At 68.0% G+C, this 21,604-nt stretch carries 17 protein-coding genes; 9 read left to right on the plus strand and 8 right to left on the minus strand.

The features are described from left to right. Positions 1 to 22 precede the first annotated feature (22 nt). The 7 genes from CA982_RS10815 to CA982_RS10845 all read left to right on the plus strand — a co-directional run bounded on the left by CA982_RS10815 (position 23) and on the right by CA982_RS10845 (position 6,975). Positions 23 to 901, plus strand: a complete 879-nt coding sequence (locus CA982_RS10815; protein ID WP_086535333.1) for a sugar phosphate isomerase/epimerase family protein — start codon at positions 23 to 25, stop codon at positions 899 to 901. After that, on the plus strand, positions 895 to 1,668 hold the full coding sequence (locus tag CA982_RS10820; RefSeq protein ID WP_086535334.1) for an SDR family NAD(P)-dependent oxidoreductase: 774 nt from the start codon (positions 895 to 897) through the stop codon (positions 1,666 to 1,668). Before CA982_RS10815 ends, CA982_RS10820 begins: the two co-directional genes overlap by 7 nt. A 120-nt stretch (positions 1,669 to 1,788) precedes the next feature. Then, positions 1,789 to 2,370, plus strand: coding sequence for a TetR/AcrR family transcriptional regulator (locus CA982_RS10825; protein WP_086535335.1), 582 nt, complete (start codon positions 1,789 to 1,791; stop codon positions 2,368 to 2,370). Continuing rightward, positions 2,363 to 3,931 (plus strand): flavin-containing monooxygenase, encoded by a 1,569-nt coding sequence (locus tag CA982_RS10830; RefSeq protein ID WP_086535336.1) that lies wholly within the window; start codon positions 2,363 to 2,365, stop codon positions 3,929 to 3,931. The genes CA982_RS10825 and CA982_RS10830 overlap by 8 nt, the downstream gene beginning before the upstream one ends. Then, complete coding sequence (locus tag CA982_RS10835; protein ID WP_086535337.1) at positions 3,928 to 5,646, plus strand: GMC family oxidoreductase; 1,719 nt, start codon at positions 3,928 to 3,930, stop codon at positions 5,644 to 5,646. The genes CA982_RS10830 and CA982_RS10835 overlap by 4 nt, the downstream gene beginning before the upstream one ends. Before the next feature lie 42 nt (positions 5,647 to 5,688). Next, positions 5,689 to 6,318 carry an alpha-ketoglutarate-dependent dioxygenase AlkB gene (locus CA982_RS10840; RefSeq protein ID WP_086535338.1) on the plus strand — a complete coding sequence of 210 codons (630 nt, stop codon included), beginning with the start codon at positions 5,689 to 5,691 and terminating at the stop codon, positions 6,316 to 6,318. Between the two features lie 138 nt (positions 6,319 to 6,456). After that, entirely contained in the window at positions 6,457 to 6,975 is a 519-nt protein-coding gene (locus tag CA982_RS10845) for a hypothetical protein (protein WP_086535339.1), read from the plus strand. 1 nt (position 6,976) lies between these two features. Here CA982_RS10845 and CA982_RS10850 read toward each other — a convergent pair whose 3' ends face one another. The 5 genes from CA982_RS10850 to CA982_RS10870 all read right to left on the minus strand — a co-directional run bounded on the left by CA982_RS10850 (position 6,977) and on the right by CA982_RS10870 (position 12,131). Then, the gene (locus CA982_RS10850; RefSeq protein ID WP_086535340.1) at positions 6,977 to 7,867 is read right to left on the minus strand and encodes an oxidoreductase; all 891 of its coding nucleotides are present in this window, start codon (positions 7,865 to 7,867) and stop codon (positions 6,977 to 6,979) included. A 121-nt stretch (positions 7,868 to 7,988) separates the two neighbouring features. Further along, positions 7,989 to 9,704, minus strand: a complete 1,716-nt coding sequence (locus CA982_RS10855) for an adenylate/guanylate cyclase domain-containing protein (RefSeq protein ID WP_086535341.1) — start codon at positions 9,702 to 9,704, stop codon at positions 7,989 to 7,991. 99 nt (positions 9,705 to 9,803) lie between these two features. After that, positions 9,804 to 10,355 (minus strand): YceI family protein, encoded by a 552-nt coding sequence (locus CA982_RS10860; protein ID WP_086535342.1) that lies wholly within the window; start codon positions 10,353 to 10,355, stop codon positions 9,804 to 9,806. A 133-nt stretch (positions 10,356 to 10,488) separates the two neighbouring features. Next, the gene (locus tag CA982_RS10865) at positions 10,489 to 11,091 is read right to left on the minus strand and encodes an NUDIX hydrolase (RefSeq protein WP_086535343.1); all 603 of its coding nucleotides are present in this window, start codon (positions 11,089 to 11,091) and stop codon (positions 10,489 to 10,491) included. Then, on the minus strand, positions 11,088 to 12,131 hold the full coding sequence (locus CA982_RS10870; RefSeq protein WP_086535344.1) for a hypothetical protein: 1,044 nt from the start codon (positions 12,129 to 12,131) through the stop codon (positions 11,088 to 11,090). The genes CA982_RS10865 and CA982_RS10870 overlap by 4 nt, the downstream gene beginning before the upstream one ends. 460 nt (positions 12,132 to 12,591) lie before the next feature. Here CA982_RS10870 and CA982_RS10875 point away from each other — a divergent pair, with 460 nt between their 5' ends. Both CA982_RS10875 and CA982_RS10880 read left to right on the plus strand, forming a co-directional pair. Next, positions 12,592 to 14,175, plus strand: coding sequence for an HNH endonuclease signature motif containing protein (locus CA982_RS10875; protein ID WP_208617928.1), 1,584 nt, complete (start codon positions 12,592 to 12,594; stop codon positions 14,173 to 14,175). Positions 14,176 to 14,471: 296 nt separating this feature from the next. Next, on the plus strand, positions 14,472 to 16,118 hold the full coding sequence (locus tag CA982_RS10880; protein WP_086535403.1) for an acyl-CoA synthetase: 1,647 nt from the start codon (positions 14,472 to 14,474) through the stop codon (positions 16,116 to 16,118). 126 nt (positions 16,119 to 16,244) lie between these two features. On the opposite strand, the gene CA982_RS10885 is transcribed toward CA982_RS10880, so the two are convergent. From CA982_RS10885 to CA982_RS10895, 3 genes are all read right to left on the minus strand, one after another. Next, positions 16,245 to 18,737: a polynucleotide kinase-phosphatase gene (locus CA982_RS10885; protein WP_086535346.1), complete on the minus strand. Its 2,493-nt coding sequence runs from the start codon at positions 18,735 to 18,737 to the stop codon at positions 16,245 to 16,247. Beyond that, complete coding sequence (locus tag CA982_RS10890) at positions 18,734 to 20,143, minus strand: 3' terminal RNA ribose 2'-O-methyltransferase Hen1 (protein WP_086535347.1); 1,410 nt, start codon at positions 20,141 to 20,143, stop codon at positions 18,734 to 18,736. The genes CA982_RS10885 and CA982_RS10890 overlap by 4 nt, the downstream gene beginning before the upstream one ends. A 118-nt stretch (positions 20,144 to 20,261) precedes the next feature. Beyond that, positions 20,262 to 21,581: a competence/damage-inducible protein A gene (locus tag CA982_RS10895; RefSeq protein WP_086535348.1), complete on the minus strand. Its 1,320-nt coding sequence runs from the start codon at positions 21,579 to 21,581 to the stop codon at positions 20,262 to 20,264. Between the last annotated feature and the right edge of the window lie 23 nt (positions 21,582 to 21,604).

A 21,604-nucleotide genomic window follows, 5' to 3' on the forward strand; every position in this document is an offset into this window, starting at 1 on the left:
ATCACGACGAAGGAGATGCGCGATGCGCCACCCGCGGCTCGGCTGCTCGACGATCACGTTTCGCCGACTCGATCTGGACCGAGCCCTCGACACCATCGCCGAACTGGGATTTCGCGAGGTCGACCTCGGGTCGCTGCCGAATGTCTGCGAGCACGTCCCGCTCGACCTGGACGACCGAGCCCGTTCTCGGGTGGTCCGCGCGGTTGGCAACAGCGGACTCGAGGTGCGCTCGATCAACGCCGACATCGGCGACCTGAACCGGCCCGCCACCCGCGCCGAACTCGACGCCGCTCGCATGCACGTGGACAGCCTGCTGGCGCTGGCGACCCAGGTCGGGGCGGTCGCCGTGGTGCTGCCGAACGGCGCCCTCTCCCATGACCCGATCGAGACGCTGAACTCTGATCTCGACCGGGTAGCCGGCCGGCTGATCGAGGCCGCCGGGTCCGCGTCGACCCACGGCGTCGAGCTGTGGACGGAGTCGCTCCACGTCCATCGCCTGTGCTGTACCGCCGAACGCGCCCTGGCGTTGACCGCCCGCCTGGACGGCAGCACAGTGCGGCACGTCGTCGATGTCAGCCACGTGGTCGCGTCGGGGGCGGACCTCGCCGAGACCATCGACGCCTTCGGTCGGCGCACGGCCCACGTTCATCTCCGCGATGCCACGCCCGGTGACATCAACCTCAGCATCGGGCGCGGCGTCGTGGACTTCGAGCGAGGACTGGCGGCACTGCAGCGCAACGACTTCGACGGTCACCTGACCCTGGAACTCGAGACGCACGACGTCGACGACGCCGATCGGCCATCAGCGACGGCGGCCGCCGCCGACACCATCGAATCGCTTCTGGACCCCCATCCCGCCACACCCCTGAACGTCGTCTCACAGCAAGGAGATCCATCATGAGCACGCTGCGCACCGCGATCGTCACCGGCGCCGCCTCGGAGACCGGACTGGGCCGCGCGACAGCCGCCCGGTACGCCGAAGACGGCTGGGCCATCGTCGTTCTCGATCTCGACGGCGAGGCCTCGGCCAAGGTCGCCGCCGAGATCGGCAACGCCTACGACGTCCCCGCCTTCGGTACGTCCGTCGATGTCGCCGACGAGTCCTCGGTCGCCCGGGCCCACGACGCCATCGCGGCCGAGGTCGCCTCGGGCGCATTACCGGCGGTCGGCGCGCTCGCCAACATCGCCGGCATCACCTCGCCGGTCCCGTTCCTCGAGACCACCCTGGATCTGTGGAACAAGGTGATGGCCGTCAACGCGACCGGGACCTACCTCGTCACGAAGGCATTCCTGCCGGAGATGATCGAGAACGGTTGGGGGCGGATCGTCAACATGTCGTCGGTGTCCGCCGAACGCGGCGGCGGGGTCTTCGGCAAGGTGCCCTACTCGTCGGCGAAGGCCGCCGTCCTCGGCTTCACCAAAAGCCTTGCGCGCGAACTCGGCGACTGCGGAGTCACCGTCAACGCCGTCGCGCCCGGTGCCGCCGACACCGCGATCAGGGTCGGCAGCACCTCCGAGCAGGAGGCGGCCATCGCCGCGAGCATCCCGCTGGGCCGGGTGGCCACGACCCGCGAAGTCGCCTCGGTCATCACGTTCCTGAGCTCCGAGGACGCCGCCTACCTCACTGGCACCACCATCGACATCAACGGCGGTAGCCACATGCACTGAACCGCGTCTCTCCAGGTCAGCGGTCCGTCCGGTCACTCGATCGGGCGGGCCGTTCGTCGTCCGTGACCTGTATCCCCAAACTTACAAGCAGTCCGGACTGTTTGTGCTATCGTCGCCGATGTGACCGAGCCCACCCAAGCCCCGCGGCGGCGCACCCAGGCCGAGCGCACCGCCACCACGCGCGCGCTCATCCTCGACGCGACCGTCGACGCCCTGGTCGACGTCGGGTACGCAGCCACCACCACGCAGGAGGTGAACCGTCGCGCGGGCGTCTCCCGCGGGGCACTCCTGCACCACTTCCCCACCCGGGAATCACTTGTGGTCGCCGCGGTCGGACACCTTGTGGAGCGCCGGCTGGCAGAGATCCTGTCCCGACCCCGCACGGGTGACGAGGGACTCGAGATCCTCGTCGAGGCGTTCAGCGGCCCGTTGTTCGACGCCGCACTCGAGCTATGGGTCGCCGCCCGCTGCGACGTCCGCTTGCGGACCGCGATCATCCCGCTCGAACAGCAGGTGTCCGACGCGCTCGCCGTCGGTTGTGCCGAATTGTTCGGCGACCGGTACACCGCAGCGGAACTCGAACTCTCCATCGAACTCGCACGCGGTCTCGCGGTGTCGCGCATTCTCCGCTCGCCCGACGCCGACCGCGCCCTCCTCGACCACCTCCTGCCCGTCTGGAAGGAACTGCTCACCCATGACTGACCTCTGTCCCGATGTGCCGCAGAAGAACACGCTGCCCCGCCGCGTCGACGTGCTCGTCGTCGGCGTCGGGTTCGGCGGCCTCGCCGCCCTGCATCGTCTGCGCACAGATCATCCGCAGCTACAGACCCTGGCCATCGAACGCGGCGACGGCGCAGGTGGAGTGTGGCGCGAGAACGACTATCCGGGCGCGGCCTGTGACGTCCCGACGTCGCTGTACTCCCTGTCCTTCGCCCCCAATCCGGATTGGTCCAACACCTACGGCCGACGCCACGAGATCCACCAGTATCTGCGTTCCGTCGCCGCCGATTTCGCCGACCAGATCCGCTACAACTGTGCGCTGACGTCGGCGCGATGGGACGGCAGCACGCAGGAGTGGGTCGTGGCGACGAGCGACGGCGAGATCCGGTGCCGCTACCTGGTCGCCGCGCCCGGCGCCCTGTCCGAACCCGGCCTGCCGACCGTCCCCGGCGCCAGCGAGTTCACCGGCACGATGTTCCACTCCGCCGACTGGGACCACTCCCACGACCTGCGCGGGCGCCGCGTCGCAATCGTCGGCACCGGCGCGTCGGCGATCCAGATCGTGCCCGAGATCGTCGACGAGGTCGGACATCTGACAGTCTTCCAGCGCACTCCCGCCTGGGTCGTGCCGCGCCTGGACCGCAACATCGGCACGCTCGAACGCGCGCTCTATCGCCGCGTGCCCGGTGTCCACCGACTCGTGCGGCGGATGGTGTGGACCTACCGCGAGGCGTACGTCCTGATGATGGCCCGCAATCCCAAGCTGCTCCCGATCGCCAAGACCATCGCCCTCGCCCAGCTGCGCATCCAGGTCCGCGACCGCTCGCTGCGCCGTCGACTCACCCCCGACTACACCATCGGCTGCAAGCGGATGCTGTTGACCAACAAGTGGTTCCCCGCGCTCCAGCGCGACAACGCGACGGTCACCGGCGCGATCACCCGCCTCACCGCGCGCGGCGCCGTCGACGACCAGGGTCGCGAACACGAAGTCGACACGGTCGTGTTCGCGACCGGGTTCACCCCCACCGAACCGCCCATCGCGTCGGCGATCACCGGGCGCGACGGACGCACGCTGGCGCAGGCGTGGGCGGGTTCGCCGCGCGCCTACCGCGGGGTCGAGGTCCACGGCTTCCCCAACCTGTTCTTCCTATACGGCCCCAACACCAACCTGGGTCACAGCTCGATCGTGCTGATGCTGGAGCCGCAGGCGTACTACATGAGCAAGGCACTCACCGAGCTGTCCCGCAGCGGCCGGTCGACCTTCGAGGTCACCGAGGACGCACTGGATCGGTACAACTCCGACCTCGATCCCGAACTCGAACGCACCGTGTGGAACTCGGGCGGATGCTCGAGCTGGTATCTCGACTCCACCGGACGCAACTCGGTGATGTGGCCGAAGTTCACGAGCGACTTCCGCCGCATGATGTCGTCGTTCGATCCCGCAGACCACCGCTTCGATGACGCAATACCCCTCGCGCCGGTCGACCAGGCCGCCGGCACCGGCGCCACCGAATCCGACACCGAGAGGACCGTCGCACCGTGAGTTCCCTCCCTGTCCACTACGACGCCGTCGTCATCGGCTCCGGTTTCGGCGGTTCGGTTGCGGCCCTGCGACTCACCGAGAAGGGCTATCGGGTCGCGGTCGTCGAGTCCGGGCGGCGGTTCGCCGACGGCGACCTGCCCAAGACCAGCTGGCGCCTCAAGGACTACGTCTGGGCGCCCGCGCTGGGACTGTTCGGCGTGCAGCGCATGCACCTGCTGCGCGACGTGCTCGTGATGGCGGGCGCCGGCGTCGGCGGCGGATCGCTGAACTACGCGAACACCCTCTACCGCCCGCTGCCCGCCTTCTTCGAGGACCCGCACTGGGGTTCGATCACCGACTGGGCGTCCGAGCTCGACCCGTACTACGACCAGGCGTCGCGGATGCTCGGCGTGACCACCTACCCGAAGGTGACACCCGCCGACCGCGTGATCCGCAAGGTCGCCGAGGAGATGGGGGTCGGCGACACCTTCGTCCACACCCCCGTCGGCGTGTTCTTCGGTGAGGCGGGCAAGACCGTCGACGACCCGTTCTTCGGCGGCGCCGGCCCGGCGCGTACCGGTTGCACCGACTGCGGTGCGTGTATGACGGGATGCCCGGTGGGAGCGAAGAACACGCTCGTCAAGAACTACCTGTACCTGGCCGAGCAGGCCGGCGCGGACATCATCCCGATGACGACCGTCGACACCGTCCGTCCGCGTCCGCGCGGCGGATACGTCGTGGAGTCGCACCGGTCGGGCCGTCGCTGGTCGCGCCGCGGGCGCCGCACGTTCACCGCCGATCACGTGGTGTTCGCCGCAGGCACCTACGGCACCAACAAGCTGCTGCTGGACATGCAGCAGGGCGGCCACCTGCCCGGGCTGTCGTCGCGCCTGGGCAAGGTGGTCCGCACCAACTCCGAGGCGGTGCTGGCCGCCACCGCGCGCGACCTCGAGACCGACTACACCGAGGGTGTGGCGATCACGTCGTCGTTCCATCCCAACGCGCACACGCATATCGAGCCGGTGCGATACGGCAAGGGCAGCAACCTGATCGGCTTGTTGCAGGCGATCCTCGTCGACGGCGGCGGCCCGCTGCCACGGCTCCTGCAGGCGCTGATCGAGATGGCCCGCCACCCGGTGATCACGCTCCGCGGCCTGTCGGTACGACGCTGGTCGGAGCGCACGATCATCGCGCTCGTCATGCAGACCGCCGACAACTCGCTTGAACTGTTCTCCCGCCGTGGGCGATTCGGCCCGATGCTGCGAAGCAGACAGGGCGACGGCGATCCCCCGCCCACCTGGATCCCGGAGGGGCACGACGCGGTCCGCGCCGTCGCACGCGAGATCGACGGTGACGCGGGCGGTTCTGTCGTCGACCTGTTGAACATCCCGATGACGGCGCACTTCCTGGGCGGTTGCTCGATCGGGCGGTCGGCACAGGACGGCGTGGTGGACCCGTATCACCGGGTGTTCGATCATCCGGGCCTGCACGTCGTCGACGGCGCAACCGTCTCGGCCAACCTCGGCGTCAACCCGTCGCTGACCATCACCGCACAGGCCGAACGCGCGCTGGCGATGTGGCCCAACGCCGGTGAGGCCGACCCGCGGCCCGAGCTCGGAGCGTCGTACCGCCCCGTCGAGCCGGTGGAACCGAACCACCCGACCGTCCCCGCGCACGCCCCCGGCGCCCTGCGTCTCCCGATCACGCCGGTCTCCGACGCCACCCGCGCCGGTTGAGCACACTCGAACACATGTGCGATTCCGGTGTAGTCTGTACCCATGTCTCTTGGCACCCAGGGTTCCCTGTTCGCCGTGGAGTCCGCGGAGCCAGCACTCGGCAGTCTGTCGGCGTCGCTCTCGCGGCGCCCTCTCACCGAGGGGGCGTGGGTCGATCTGTGTCCGGGTTGGATCTCTGGGGCAGATGACCTCTTCGACCGGCTCCGCGAGTCGGTGCCGTGGCGAGCGGAGCGGCGTCGGATGTACGAACGTGTCGTCGACGTCCCCCGGCTCGTGTCGAACTATCACGCTGACCAGGAGTTTCCCGACCAGATCATCACCGAGGCGAGGACCGCCCTGAGCGAGCACTACCGCGGCGAGCTGGCTGAGGGATTCGCGACGGCGGGGATCAGCCTCTATCGCGACGGCAGCGACTCCGTCGCATGGCACGGCGACCGCATCGGTCGGGGGTCCGTACACGACACGATGGTGGCCATCATCTCGCTCGGCTCACCTCGGCCGCTGATGCTCAGACCCCGTGGGGGCGGCAGGTCGCTGAAGTTCACGCTCTCATCGGGCGATCTTCTGGTCATGGGAGGCAGCTGCCAACGCACTTGGGAGCATGCCGTGCCCAAGGTGCCCGGCGTCGGGGCGCGTATCAGCATTCAACTGAGGCCACCCGGGGTGTGGTGAGGTAGGCCTTCTACCGCTGGCCGAGCAGCGCCTCGCTTCACTCGGAGCCCGCTCAACCAGCGGGGGCGGTTGCCTACGCACCCGCCGATCCTCGTGCTTTAATCATTTCGTTATAAACCGCGAGGACCGAGAGAAGTCATGAAGCGCACCCGTATCGCCGCCGCCCTGCTCGCCACCGCCGCCCTGGCCCTGCCGGTCGCCCCGGCGACGGCCAGTCCGCTCGACACACTGTTCGGTAGCGCGAGCGGCAGCCTCGACTCCGGCAGTGCCGCCCTCGGCTCGTCGGGTGGCGACAAGGTGACGCACTACGGCAAGCTGGGTCGTCCCGGCGCACCGAACGGCATCAAGTCGATCAACGTGTGGGTCTACACGCCCGACAAGACCCCGGCGATCGTGCCCAACACCTACCCGAAGAACTCGCGACTGGGTGTGCGCTGGAACTCGATCATCGATGCCGGGCCGATCGTCGACGGCAACGAGTGCCGCATGGAGGTGCGCCTGTCCGGACCCAAGGTCCCCAAACAGGCCTCCCTGTTCAAGACCCAGGACTGCACCGCGGTGAAGTCCTACTTCTTCAAGGGCGCCGGCGACTTCACCATCCGCGTCACCGACACCATCTCGGGGGCGTCGAACAGCATCGCGTTCAGCGTCCAGTAGCTCAGCCCGCGGCGCCGACGTCGAACTTCTCGCCGGTGAGGCGCTCGGACTCCTCCCACAGCGCCGCACGGAATCCTGCGTCGTCGGCGGCCTTCTTGTAACCGCTACGACCGGGCGCGCCGCGCATGCCGAACATCTCCGTCGGCCCGTAGAACGTGCCGGACTCGACGTCGGGGACGGTCGCGGCGTACAGCTGAGGCAGTGCACCGTCGGCGGCCGGCTGGGCGATCGGCAGCTTGTTGCCCAGCTTCGCGAAGAAGTCGGAGAAGTTCTCGCTCCGGCCCTGCAGTTCCGTCGAGGCATAACCCGGGTGCGCGATGAGCGACTTCTTCGACGACCCGGCCGCGGCCAGCCGCGCGGCGAGTTCCTTGCCGAACATCAGGTTGGCCATTTTCGAGTCGCCGTAGGCCCGCCACCGGCGGTAGCGGCGCTGCTCCCAGTTCAGGTCGTCGAGTTGGATGTTGCCGATCTGGTGCATGGTCGACGACACGGTGACCACCCGCTCGGTGATCTTCGGCAGGAGCAGCGCGGTGAGGGCGAAGTGCCCGAGATGATTGGTGCCGATCTGCATCTCGAAACCGTCGGTGGTGCGCCGGAAGGGCACCGCCATCAGCCCCGCGTTGTTGATCAAGACGTCGGCGCCGGTCACCCCGGCGGCGAAGCTGCGCACCGATTCGAGGTCGGCGAGGTCCAGCTTGGCGACGGTTGCCTTCGGCCCCAGCTCCGACGCCACGGCGTCGGCTTTCGCGGTGTTCCGGCACGCGAGGACCACATCGGCGCCGGCGCGGACCAGGACCTTGGCGGTCTGATAGCCGAGACCGCTGTTGGCACCGGTCACCACGAACGTCCGGCCCGTCTGGTCCGGCACATCTGAATTCGTCCAACCACTCATCGCGACCCCCTGGATGCGTTGTCTCGCCCGGCACCGACGCCGGATCCATGCGGCCCACGCTATTGACAGGCCGGGACGACGTCAACGAGTCGTCTCCGACGGCCCAGGGCGTGCGGCGGGCTCACCCGCCGAAGAATGTCGTCAGCCGCAACGGATTCGCGCCGACGATCCGCCGGGCAGGCCGCAACAGTTCCGCGATCAGATTGGTCGACGATCCGAGCCGCTCGACGAGCTGGATCGGTGCATAGAAAGCGGTCGGCTCCGATCGCCCGCGCATGATCCGGGCGCCGAGGAGCTTCCATTCCTCGGCTTCCTCGCCGGCCGACTCGACCGCCGCACCGCTCGCCAGGGCGGGGATGCGTCCGGTCTTGGCCATGTCGGACAAGCGGGCGCACTCGTTCACCGGGTCGCCGATGACGGTGTACTCGTAGCGTCGCTCGGCACCGATGTTGCCGGCGAACGCCTCGCCGTAGGAAACGCCGATCCCCCACCGGATGTCGAGGCTGCTGGCCAGGCGGTCGGCGAGATCGCGGGCCGCACCCAGCGCGGCGCCGGCCGGGTCGTCGATCTCGACGGGTGCGCCGAAGACGGCGAGCGCGGCGTCGCCCTCGAACTTGTTGACGAAACCGGAGTGCTGATCGACCACATCCGCGACGATGCTGAAGAACGCGTTGAGTAGCGCGGCGGTGTCATCCGGACTGCGCTGCTGTGCCAGCCCGGTGGACCCCACGATGTCGACGAAGAGGACGCCGACGCGGGTGTTGGTGCCGTGCATGCCGACCCCGTCGGAGATCGCGAGATCGGCCACGGTGTCACCGACGTGCCGCGCGAATATCTCACGCATGCGGTCACGTTCGGCGAGGCCTTCGACCATCTGGTTGAAACCGTGTTGCAGCACACCGAGTTCCGACGAGTCGTACACGGGTACGCGCGCCTTGTAGTCGCCGTGGTCGACGCGGTGAACCGCGCGACGCATCTCGGTCAGCGGGTCGGTGATCGCCTGTCCGACAAGCGCGATGACGCGGGCTCCGGACGCCAGACCGACCAGGGTCAGAACCACCGTCGTCCAGTCGACGGCACCGTAGACGTCGGGCAGCAGACCGGTCCACCGGCCGGCGTTGACGGTCAGCAGACCGACCATCGGCACCGCCGAGCTCACCGCCCACACGGCCAGCATCCGTACCCGCACGCCGTTCATCACGTGATTCGTCGGGAAGTCCTCGAGAACGACGACGGCAAGGGGCCGCGCCGCGCGCTCGGCGAACAGGTATGTGAGACAAGCACTCGACAACCCGGCAAGGGCGAAGGCCACGGCGACACCCGCGACGGTGGCGGTTGTCAGCTCCTCGGCGATGAGCACGTAGAACAGCACCGCAGCGCTCCAGGAGACGACCGTGACCCCGAGTTGGACGATCGGTATCCGCTGGACGGCGCGTCGGCGGGCATGGTCGGCGGGTTGGCAGCTGATGAACCAGCGCAGTTGGGGCCGGACCGCGAGCATCCCGAGCAGCAGGTTGGTGAGGATGCCGACGACGATGGCCCCGACGACCACGGGGAAATTGGGTGCGCCCAGGGTCTCGTCGAACGTGAGTTGCCCGCCGTTGAAAGCGAGTTGGACGAGCAGGAAGGTCTCGACGCCGATCACCGCATTGCTGGCGATCACGGCCGTCATGGCCGTGACGGTGGCATGCAGCGCGATCTTGCTGCGCATCGGCGGCCCGATCCGGGCCCAACCGCGCGGACTCGGGACCGTCGACACACCCCACAGAAAACCCGCGGTGCGTCGGCGCAGACGTGTCCACGGCGCACCACGGCGGGTCCGGCGCGGTCGTCCCATCGGCCTCTCCTGCCTGACGGCGTTCCCCGCAGCCTACCGCCGAGACCACGAATGGACCGGCACCATAGCGGTGCCGGTCCATCGGGGTTCGGTTGCAGATCAGGCCTGCAGGGCCTCGATCTCGAGCGTGATGGTGATCTTGTCGCCGACGACGACGCCACCGCCCTCGAGCGGCATCTCGATGTCGATGCCGAAGTCCTTGCGGTTGATGACGACCTTCGCCTCGAAGCCGGCAACGGCGCCCTGGCCCATGCCGGGGTTGGTGCCCTCGAACTCGAGCTCGAGCGTGACGGGCTTCGTGACGCCCTTCAGGGTGAAGTCACCGTCGAGCAGGTAGTCGTCGCCGTTCTGACGCACACCCGTGGAGACGAAGGTGGCCTTCGGGAAGGTCTCGGCGTCGAAGAAGTCGGCGGACTTGATGTGACCGTCGCGCTGCTCGTTGCGGGTGTTGATCGAGGTGACGTCGATCTCGGCCTGCACGGCGGGGGTGCCGTTCTCGTCGACGGTGATGGTGCCGGAGAAGGTGTCGAAGCTGCCGCGGACCTTGCTGACCATGAGGTGCTTGACGGAGAAGTTGACCGCCGAGTGCACGGGGTCGATGGTCCAGGTGCCGGCGGGGATGGGTGCCTTGACGGAGGTTGCGGAGGTCATGTCGTGGTCCTTCCAGAGGTGTGTCGTTCGGGTCTCGAATTGGTGGCCGTGGGCCTTCGCGACCCATCACCAGACTCTAACCGGACCGCGGTCCGATTTCATCCCGCACCCACAAGTGATGTGCGTCACATATCTACCGCCAGGCGAACACCGGCTGCTCGAAGCCGTCGACCCGGGTCGGCCGATCCCGCAGGACCACCTCGACGAACTGGTAGATCACCGCGGCCGTGGGCGCGTGGACGAGGGAGCCGACGATGGGCAGCTGGATGACCGGCAGATCCGACTGCGGAATCGTGAGGAACCGCGGTTCGACGAGCAGTTCCTCGAACGTGACGAAGAACAGCAGTGCCACCTCGTCGGGGTTGGGCGTCGGTTCCTGGTACTCCTCGGCCCAGCAGACGATCGGGGTGATCACGAAGCCCGAGCGTGTCGGATAGTCGTCGAGCGCCCCGAGTACCGAACTCGACGGCAACCGGATGCCGAGCTCCTCGTCGAGTTCACGCAGGCCGGCCGTGATGTGGTCCTCGCCGGGGTCCAGCCGACCGCCCGGAAGGGCGAACTGGGCGGCGTGGCGACGCATGGTCGGCGGGCGCTTGCACAGCCAGATCCCCTGGTGTCCGTCCTTTTCGGCGACGGCGAGGACGACGGAGGCGGCCCGGGCACCCGGGACGTCGGCGGTGCGCCGGTCGAACGCTTCGACGCGCGCGGCGGCCACTGTCCGATCGAGAAGAGTCACACCCTCAGTTGATCATGTCGGCCGTCCGACGTGACCGCCTGCGTGAGGTGGTAGCTCACGATACTGAGGGCGAACAACCCGAGGGCGAGGTTGAAGAGGGCGCCGAAACCCTCGAGCGCGAAGTCGACGAGGGCGTTCGACAGCATGAACACCAGCGCGGCGATGCGCAGCCCGCGCAGCGGCCAGGCCGAGGCGACCCCGCGTCGGCGCGCGACCATCGCCGGGAGGGCCAGAGCCAGGGTGACGACGCCACTGAGCAGCAGGATCCACGTGGCCGGAGTGCTGCCGGTCAGTTCGATGTAGATGTCGAGTTCTTCGCTGCGGTCACCGGTGAAGTAGAAGCTCAGGGCGCCGACGACGATCGTGAGTGCGGACGCCAGGACCAGGCCCCAACCGACGATCGGAATCCATCGGGGACTTCGGAAGAAGCCGGGGATCAACGCCACCGCCCGGTCACGGAGCCGCATCAACCGGTCCGGCGTGCCCTCGCTCGACTCGAGCAGGGCCCGGATGTGCCCGATCGTCTCGGCATCGAACCGCTTGTCCTCCGCGACGACGAGAAACTCCTCGGCTTGGCGTCGTCGACGCTCCGGAAGTCCGTGCGCGACCCCATCGGCCGCGATGACCGCCGCATTGGCGAGCGCCTCGGCGCCCGTGGGACGCTTCACATCTCGGACGATACGACTGATCAACAGGATCATCACGACGAGCACGTACATGATCTCCGCCGACGGACCGTAGAAGTAGTCGTTGGTGCGGGTGACGAATTTGCCGACCTCGTCGAGGAACAACCCGAAGCCGATGCCACCCAGCACGATCGCGACGATCCGCGCCGTCGCCCCCAGGAACAGCCATCCGGTGATCAGTGCCAACATCATCAGCGCCCCACCCCACAGCGCGTGCGCGATGTGCAGGGTCCCGCCACCGATCTGCGGGTAACCGGTCAGATGGAGGTACAACCGGGTGACGATAATCGTCGCGATCGCGATGATCAGGAACCACTCGACGGCCGCGGTGCCGTACACGCTGCGGACGACCACCGTGGTCGTGCGAGTTCTCATCGGACGAGTATGGCCGGTTCCGGCAGCTGCACAGCCTGAATCGGCGGGAAGCGACACGATCCCGCTGATCGGCCGGGCGTTGCAATTCGTCGACCGTGCCTCACATTTCGTCGACTGTGCGTCGCGTTTTGTCGACTGTGCATGTACCCTCCCGCTGGAGGAGCCACTTCGCTGCTGGTTGAGCCGGAACCGAGGTCGAGGCGCCGTGTCGAAGCCACCTGGTGACCACGGCGCCGATCGCCACCATGGACTCGAGCCATTCCCCGTGTCGGTCGTCGATGACGAATATGACTGCACAACAACACCTCCGGCCGGAAACGGATCTCTTGTGGATCGATTCCCGGACTTGTCGGTGGTGGGCTTTAGATTGGTGGGTAACAGATCACACCCCGGTCAGCGGGTGGGTCGGGGTCAACGTATCGGGGGGTGCGTGGTGGGGGTGTGGACTGATCTTCCGGGCGAGTTCGTCGCCGGGGTCGATCCTGCCCGGGCCGGGGAGACCGACATGGTGGTGTTGATGGCCGGCCTTGGCGCGGCACGTCGTGGTGCCTCGTATCTGGCGTGGCATCAGTATCAGACGATCGCGGCGATGACCGACCGCCTCATCACCACCAACGCCGCCGGGTTCGTGATGGACGGTCACGCCGACTGCGCGGCCCGCATCTCCCGCCAGGCCGCGGTGTCACGCCGGCAGGCGGAAATCCTGATCGACGACGCCATCGCGCTACGCGACCGGCTCCCCGAGGTTGCCGACACCCTGCGTGACGGGATCCTGTCGCAGTGGCAGATCCGGTTGATCATCTCCCGTACCGAGTTGATCCCGGCCGATGACCCGATCACTCCCGCGTTGGATGCCGAGATCGCCGCGACGATTCGCCGCCGCACCGGGGTGTGGGATCGGGCGCGGCTGCGGGACATGGTCGACCGCCTCGTGTTCCGCCACGATCCGGATGCGGTACGCCAACGCCGCAAAGACGCGATGGACCAACGTGGGGTGTGGACCCACGAACTGCCTGATGGCACGGCCGAACTGACCGCCGTCATGTCGGCGGAGAACGTGCGGATCGCAGCCAAAACCGTCAGCGTCCTTGCTGATGCGGTGTGCGCCCGGGATGGCCGCACACGCGGGCACCGCCGATCCGATGCGATGTTCGCCCTGCTGACCCGGACCAGTTTCGACTGCCACTGCGACAGCCCGGAGGAATGCACCGCACAGATCCCCGACCCGCAGGATGTGCTCGAGTACGTCGGTACCGAGGTCGTGATCCATGTGGTCACCGACGCCGCCACCCTCGCGGGAGCGCCAGGGGTGGGGTTCCTCGACGATCACGGCCTCATCTGCGATGAGCATGTGCGGGACCTCGCTGCCCGCCCGGATGCCACCCTGGCCCCGGTCACGCCTGCCCGTACCCAACCCACCTTTGTCGCCGGGACCGCCGGCGACGCTCCAGAACCGGGCGAGGTCGAACCCGGCGCCGTCGCCGTGGTGTATCCGGCGACCCATCCCGGCAACGGGTACCGGCCCACCGCGTCGTGCGCCGATTTCGTGCGGGTGCGGGACGGGTACTGCACCGAACCGGGTTGCACCCGTTCCGCTTTCGACTGCGACCTCGACCACGTCGTCGAATACGACCACACCCACCCCGCCCGGGGCGGGGCGACGTCGAGTGAGAACCTCAACAGCAAATGCCGGGGTGCGCATCTGTTGAAAACCTTCGGCGACTGGGTTGATGTGCAGTACCGCGACCGCGAGGGTCGTCTGGTCACCGAATACCTAACCCCCGAAGGCCTCACCCTGTACGGGGACGCCGAAACSCTCGAAGACACCTTCCCCAACCTGCGGCGGATCCGGTTCGAACAGCCTGCCCAAGCACCACCCACACCACGCGTCATAACCCCGGCCGACAACCCCGAACGCACCCGCAGCCGACTCGACGCCAAACTGGCCCGCCGGCGAAACGAACGCGCCCGCAACAAGAGGCAACGCGAAGAACTCGATCGCCTCGACCCGCCGCCCTACTGAGCCGGGAGGGCCTAGGACTCCAATCTGATGACGCGGGTTGTCAGACTTGGTAGCCTGGCGCCACGAGTTCGCCCGACCGACCGCGTATCGGGGTCGCGCACGGTGGACCGGTTATGGGATGCGGTGAACGGTGCAGCGCGATAACCGATATGGGTGAAACGGACATCAGCCGGCTGGGCCGGCAATATCCTGGACCTGTGTCGCGGCTGGTGACGAAGGTGACCAGCGGTGCGTCGACAACGCAGCCAAACCCGAAGACGGCACGACGCGGCCCAGCCGCGAAAGGTGGGGTGGACATGGTCTCGGTGACCGGTGCAGTCGGCACGGTGGTCGAATCGGCGCAGGACGCCTTCGGCGCGTTCAAGGTCCTGAGGCGTTCGGGTCTGGTGGACCCGACGCGACCCAAGGAACTGTTGACGACGGTCAAGCGTGCCAAGATCATCGGCCCGTGCGCGGCGGCGGTGGCGCATGGCGCCGACGAGTACCCCGAGGCCGGGGCGGTCGCCGATGAGCACGGCGAGCTCACCTTCGGCGAACTGAACGCACACGCGAACGCGCTCGCCAACTTCTTGCTGTCGTCGGGGATCAAGCCGGGATCGGTCATCGGCGTCATCGCGCGGGACCACCGAGGTCTGTTGACCACGATGAGTGCCGCGGGCAAGGCCGGGTTCCGTCTCGCGATGATGAACACCGGCTTCGGGAAGACACAGTTCGCCGAGGTGGCCGAGCGCGAGAAGATCGTCGCGATGCTCTATGACGAGGAGTTCACCGACCTCGCCGACACCCTGCCCGCCGACACCCTGCGCATCGTCACGTGGGTCGACGGCAATCGCCCGATCGGCGACGGCGTCCGGACCCTCGACGACATCGTCGACAGCGGTGACTCGTCCACTCCGCCCGAGCCGGCCGAGTGGGGCGGGCTCGTCATCCTCACCAGCGGTACCACCGGCCTGCCCAAGGGCGCTCAGCGGTCGAAGATGTCGCCGTTCGCCAGTGCCCTTCTCCTGGACCGCATTCCGATTCCGCAGCGCAGCGCCATGGTGATAGTCTCGCCGATCTTCCACTCGACCGGTTTCGCGCTGTGGGGCGTGGGGACCGCGTTGGGCAACAAAACGGTGGTGATGCGCCGGTTCGACGCCGAGAAGACCCTCGCCGCGATCGCCGAACACAAGGCCGAGGTGCTGGTCGCGGTCCCGACCATGCTGCACCGCATGGTCGCTCTCGGACCCGACGTCATCGGCAAGTACGACGTCTCGTCGCTGAAGATCATCGTGCTCGCGGGTTCCGCACTGTCGCCGACACTCTCCGAAGCAGTGCAGGACACCTTCGGCGACGTGCTCTACAACCTGTACGGCTCGACCGAGGTCGCGATCGCCACGGTCGCCCAGCCGAAAGAGCTGCGTCTGGCGCCGGGCACGGTGGGCCGCGCACCGGTCACCAGCCGGCTCGCACTGTTCGACGCCGACGGCAAGCGGATCTCCGGCACCAACGTGCGCGGACGGCTCTTCGTGCGCAACGGCGCGCCGTTCGAGGGGTACACCGACGGCCGCAACAAGGAGATCATCGACGGCTACATGTCCACCGGTGACATGGCCCGGTTCGACGAACACGGACTCCTCCACATCGACGGGCGCGACGACGACATGATCGTCTCCGGCGGCGAGAACGTCTACCCGCTCGAGGTGGAGAACCTCCTGGGCCGGCATCCCGACATCGACGACGTCGCGGTCATCGGCGTCGACGACGACGAGTACGGAAAACGGTTGCGCGCCTTCATCGTCGTCGCCGAACACGCCAATCCGACGCCCGAGGACATCAAAGCCCACGTCAAGGGCCACCTGGCCCGGTACAAGGTGCCGCGCGACGTCGTCTTCGTCGACGACCTGCCGCGCAACCCCACCGGCAAGCTGGTCCGCCGGCACCTGCCGACCGGGCCGCTCTGACCCTTCGTGGCTCGTCGCTTGCGCTCCTCGCACCTCAGGGAGCGGAGGGGCGGTCGCTTGCGCTCCTCGCACCTCAGGGAGCGGAGGGGCGGTCGCTTGCGCTCCTCGCACCTCAGGGAGCGGGGGTCACAGCCGCGGATCGACGGCCTCTGACTCCATCGCGAGGACGCCGAACACGCACTGGTGGACGCGCCACACCGGTTCGCCGGCCGCTGAGCGGCGGAGTGCTTCGAGTCCCAGCGCGTACTCGCGCAGCGCCATCGACCGTTTCAGACGGAGGTTGCGGTTCTTGAGACGGGACAGGGTCGACGGATCGGTGTAGTCGGGACCGTAGATGATCCGGAGGTACTCGCGCCCGCGGACCTTGAGTCCCGGCTGTACGAGGCCCTTGGGTCCGCGCACGAGATTGGCGAGCGGCTTGACGACCATGCCTTCGCCACCACGGGCGGTGAGGGCTTCCCACCAGGACACGCCGGCCGCGCGCGACGATTCCGCGGTGGTCTCCACGACGACGCGCCGGGTGGTCCGGAAGAGCTCCGGATCCACCGCGACCAGGCGGTCGGCGATGTCGAGGTGCCACTGGTGGTCTCGGGTCTCATACGTCTCGGCCTCTCCGGCGAGGACCTGGAAGGGCGCCACCTGCACACCCAACGGTGACGCGATCGGTTGAACGTGGTGGCGATAGGAATCGACGAAGAGGTCGGCGTTCACGGCGCGCACCCGGGTCCTCGCGAGTAGATCGCCGACGTCCGCGCCTCGCGCCGCCGCAGCCGTCAGTACGTCGATCGTGGCCGGCAACGCGGATGTCGCCGCGGCCCCGACCCTGGCGTACTGGCCACGAATCATGGCCTCCGCCTTCGCAGTCCACGGCAGTATCTCGGCATCGACGAGGAGGTGTGCGGTGTCGAGTTCCGCCCACAGGCCCGCGGCAGCGACGGCCTCGGCGATCCGCGACAGCACTTCCGTCTGCCGTTGATCGGAGAAGAAGGCGCGTCCGGTCCGCGAATGAACGGAGCCGGACCCGTCGCTCGTCACCCGGATGACGGCGCGGGACCCCATGTGCTTCTCCTCGCAGATGACCCGACCGACGGAGTGCTTCGCGTAGTGGTCGAACGCCTGATCCGGGTGCTCCAGGAATTCGTCGCGCGACGAACTGTCCACCGGCGACATCGTCGGCGGGAGGTACCGCAACTCGGCCGGCGGGATCGCGAACCTGCTCATCACCTCCAGTGCGCCCGCGGCGGTCTCGTCGCGCAACGAGACACGGCCCAGGTGATGGGTGTCGATGACGCGGTGCCCGAGGACGTCGCTCAGCGCCAGCACCTCTGGGCGACGCGATGGCGCGACCAGGGGGCGGACGGGTTGGTAGTACGTCGCCCGTGCCGGTACCGAGACCACCTCTCGCTCGGGGTACCGGAGCGCCGTCAGGCTGCCCCCGAAGACGCATCCCGTGTCCAGGCACATCGTGTTGTTGATCCACTCCGTCTCGGGTACCGGGGTGTGCCCGTACAAGACCGTTGCGGCACCGCGATATTCGTCGGCCCACGGGTAACGGATGGGCAGGCCGAACTCGTCGGTCTCACCGCTGGTGTCCCCGTACAGGGCGAACGCCCGCACCCGGCCGGACGCCCGGCCGTGGTACTTCTCCGCGAGCCCTGCGTGTGCGACGACGAGTCTGCCGTCATCGAGCACGTAATGGGCGACGAGGCTGTCGCAGAACCGGCGCACCTCGGCGACGAACGCATCGTCCTCGCTCGCCAACTGGTCCAGGGTCTCCTGCAGGCCGTGGGTGGCTTTGACGTTCCCGCGACCGAGTGCACGAACGAGTTTCGCCTCGTGGTTTCCCGACACGCACAAGGCATTACCGCTCGCGACCATGCCCATCACCAGCCGAAGAGTGCCCGCGGAGTCCGGGCCGCGATCGACCAGATCGCCGACGAAGACTGCTCGGCGACCACCCGGATGAACGGCGTCCACAGCGCGGCCGTCGCCGCGGTGGATCACGTATCCCAGGCGTTCGAGCAGGACCTCCAGCTCGTCGCGACACCCGTGCACGTCGCCGATGACATCGAACGGACCGTGCTCGTGTCGCCGGTCGTTGAACAGGCGCGTCCGCACGATCGACGCCGAGGCAACGGCCTCCGGTGAGTCCAGGACGTGGATCGTGCGGAAACCCTCATGCTTCAGACTGCGCATCGACCGACGCAGCTGGTCGTGCTGACGCTTGACGACATGCGCGCCGAAGTCCCGATCCGGCCGAGAAGCATTGCGCTCCACCGCCAGCGCGACCGGGAGGTCGAGGACGATCGCCACCGGGAGCACATCGTGATCCTTGGCCAGTGCCAGCAGCGACCCGCGTGCCGAGGCCTGCACGTTGGTGGCGTCGACGACGGTCAGCCGGCCGCGATCGAGCCGCTTGCCGGCAATGTACTCGAGCAAGCCGAACGCGTCTGATGTCGCCGCTTGATCATTCGGGTCATCGGAGATCATCGCCCGACACTCGTCGCTCGACACGACCTCGGTCGGAAGGAAGTGGGTGGCCGCGAACACGGACTTGCCGGAGCCGCTCGTCCCGACCAGGACGACCAGGGACAGTTCCGGAATGGTCAACTCGGTCATGCCGTTTCCTCCGTCGTCAGTTCGGTGAACACGGCCATCTGCGTCGGCGACCCCAGATCCTCGTCGTGCTCGCCCACGGACCGGAGATCGACGGTGTACCCGTAGAACTCGCCCACCGAGCGGGACCAGATCTCGAACTCCCCCCGGGTCCACTCGAAACGGTGGTCGGGGTGTCGGAAGCCGCCGGCGACCAGAGCCGGATACCGCACGTTGTACTCGCTGTTGGGTGTCGTGACGACGACCCGGCGAGGCCGCATCGTCCCGAAGACGTTGTCGACGACCGCCGGGAGCCGCGGTGGATCGATGTGTTCGATGACCTCCATGAGAATCGCCAGATCAAGGCCGTTGAGTCGATCGTCCTCATACTGCAGCGACGACAGCAGCAATGTCAGGCGCTCTGATTGACGCTCGGTCATCCGGTCGACATGCAACCGCTTGGCCGCCTTGGACAGCGACGAGTCGGACACGTCTGTGCCGATCACCCTTGTCACGCCGCGCACTTCGAGCAGCGCACCGAGCAGCGCTCCCGCCCCACATCCGAGGTCGACGACCGTCGTCGGACGGAACTCCCGTACGACGTCGAGGACCGCATCGTGCCGCAACCGCACCAACGGGCGCGAGACGTCGGGTTCGGTCTCCTCCGCAGCCTCCTCGACCGGTCGGTCGTCCAGCTCGACGAGCCGTTGCGTGGCAGCGTCTTTCAGTCCGCGCTGGTGGACCAGGTAGCGATGGGTGATCAGCTCCCTCTCCGGGTGGGCGGCCAGCCATCCCGATCCGGCGCGGACGAGTTTGTCCACCTCGTCGTCGCCGACCCAGTAGTGCTTGGCGTCATCGAGTACCGGCAGCAGGACGTAGAGGTGATTGAGGGCGTCCGCCAGCCGAAGCGTGCCGACCAGGGACAAGGACACCAGGGGCGCAGGCCCCCAGTCGGGCCGAGTGGCATCCAACGCGATCGTCTCGGCGGTGACGGCCCACCCCATGGGTTCGAACAACCGGCGCACCAGGGCGGGGTCGCCCGGGACCACGGGGAGGGCGATCGTGAGATCCAACTCCGAATCCGCGAGCTCTTCCCGATGCGCGCAGCGTCCGTGCAAGGCGGACCGGAACACCTTCCCCATCGCGACCGCCAGCAACGACGACGCGACGTACGGGCGGTCATTCACGTACTGGCCCAGCGCGAACCCGTCCCGCGCACCCGAACGCCCTCGCACCAGCGCAACCGGATCGACCTCGACGACCATCGCGGCCGTGCACCGATCGTCGCCGACCTCGGGGTAGAAGACATGCGCCGTGCCACCGTATACATCGAACGGCTGCACCTTCGCCGGATGCTTGTGCAGCAGAAAGCCCAGATCGCTCGGTGTTTCGAGGGTCGACGAACGGTCGGCGGAGATGGTCAACAGCATCAGGACAGTCTGACCGACCTTCGATCGTCAGGAAACAGGTTTCTCGGCGAGCCGCCCTTCGAGGCTCGCTCCGCTCGCACCTCAGGGAGCGGAGGGCGGTTGCTTGCGCTCCTGCACCTCAGGGAGCGGAGGGCGGCGCCGGGTGGGTCTGCGGTTCCCTCGGATCAGCGTCGCGGAGCGCGCGCACGACGAGATGCAGTGCGGCGGTTGTGGTCAACGACCGGACGCGCTCGCGGTCGCCGGGGAACCTGCGGGTGACCGTGACCGTTGGCCGACCGCGGAGGGCCACGCCGAAACACACGGTCCCGACCGGCTTCGTCTCGGTTCCCCCGCCGGGACCGGCCACACCGGTGGTCGAGACTGCGATGTCGGTGCCGAATCGGGTGAGCGCACCCTCGGCCATCGCGGCGGCGACCTCCACACTGACGGCTCCGTGCGTGGCGATCAGTTCGGCCGGGACGTCGAGCAGATCCGACTTGGCGTCGTTGGAGTACGAGACGACACCGCCCATCACGTAGGCCGACGAGCCGGGCCGGTCGGTCAACCGGGCCGCGACGAGTCCGCCGGTGCACGACTCGGCGGTCGAGATCAGCCTCCCGTCCAGCGCGGCGACCAGCTGATCGTCGACCGTGGAACCGTCGGTCGAGAAGATCTGCCGCCCATGGTGTTCGACGAGGAGGTCGAGTAGGGCGTCGTAGACCGGCGCGTCTGCGGCGGCGAATCGGGTCACCATGTCGAGCTCGCCTCGCCGCAGGCAGGTGGTGATCTCGAGTCGTTCGAAGGCGGGGATCGCGGTCTCCGCGGTCCGGAGCGTCTCGGCGAGTTCGGCTTCGAGGAGGCCGTAGGCGCGGATGGTGGCCTGCCGGAGGTCGTCGGCGCGGGACAGGACGTCGGCGACCGCCGCGGTGGCGATCGCGGTCGGCCACATGGCCTGGAGTTCGCCGGGTGGGCCGGGCAGGACGACGATCGTCGGCACACCGGCGGCAGCGGGGATGACGACACCCGGAGCGGTGCCGGTCGGCGGTACCGGAGCCGCACCGACCGGGACGAGCGCCTGCTTGCGGATGCCCGCTCTCGTCGGGCCGGATTCGACGTCGAAACCGACCCCGCGCCAGCGCTGGATGATCGCGGCGATGTGTTCTTCGAGCCCGGGATCGAGGAGCAGTTCGCGGCCGCAGAACTCGGCGACGGTGGCCACGGTCAGGTCATCCGCGGTGGGACCGAGCCCGCCGCTGGTGACGATGAGATCCACGTGCTGCTCGGCGAGGAAGCGCAGTTGGGCGGTGAGGTCGGCGGGCCGGTCGCCGCAGATCGTGATGTGGGCGACGTCCACCCCGAGTTCGAGGAGTTCCTCGGACAGCCAGGGTCCGTTCTGGTCGGCGATCCGGCCGGTCAGGACCTCGGTTCCGGTGACCACGATTCCTGCGCGCACACTCACGGCACCGAGCCTAGTGGTACCGA

The organism is Gordonia lacunae (genome assembly GCF_002149015.1).
In the GTDB taxonomy this organism is placed as follows: Bacteria; Actinomycetota; Actinomycetes; order Mycobacteriales; family Mycobacteriaceae; genus Gordonia; species Gordonia lacunae.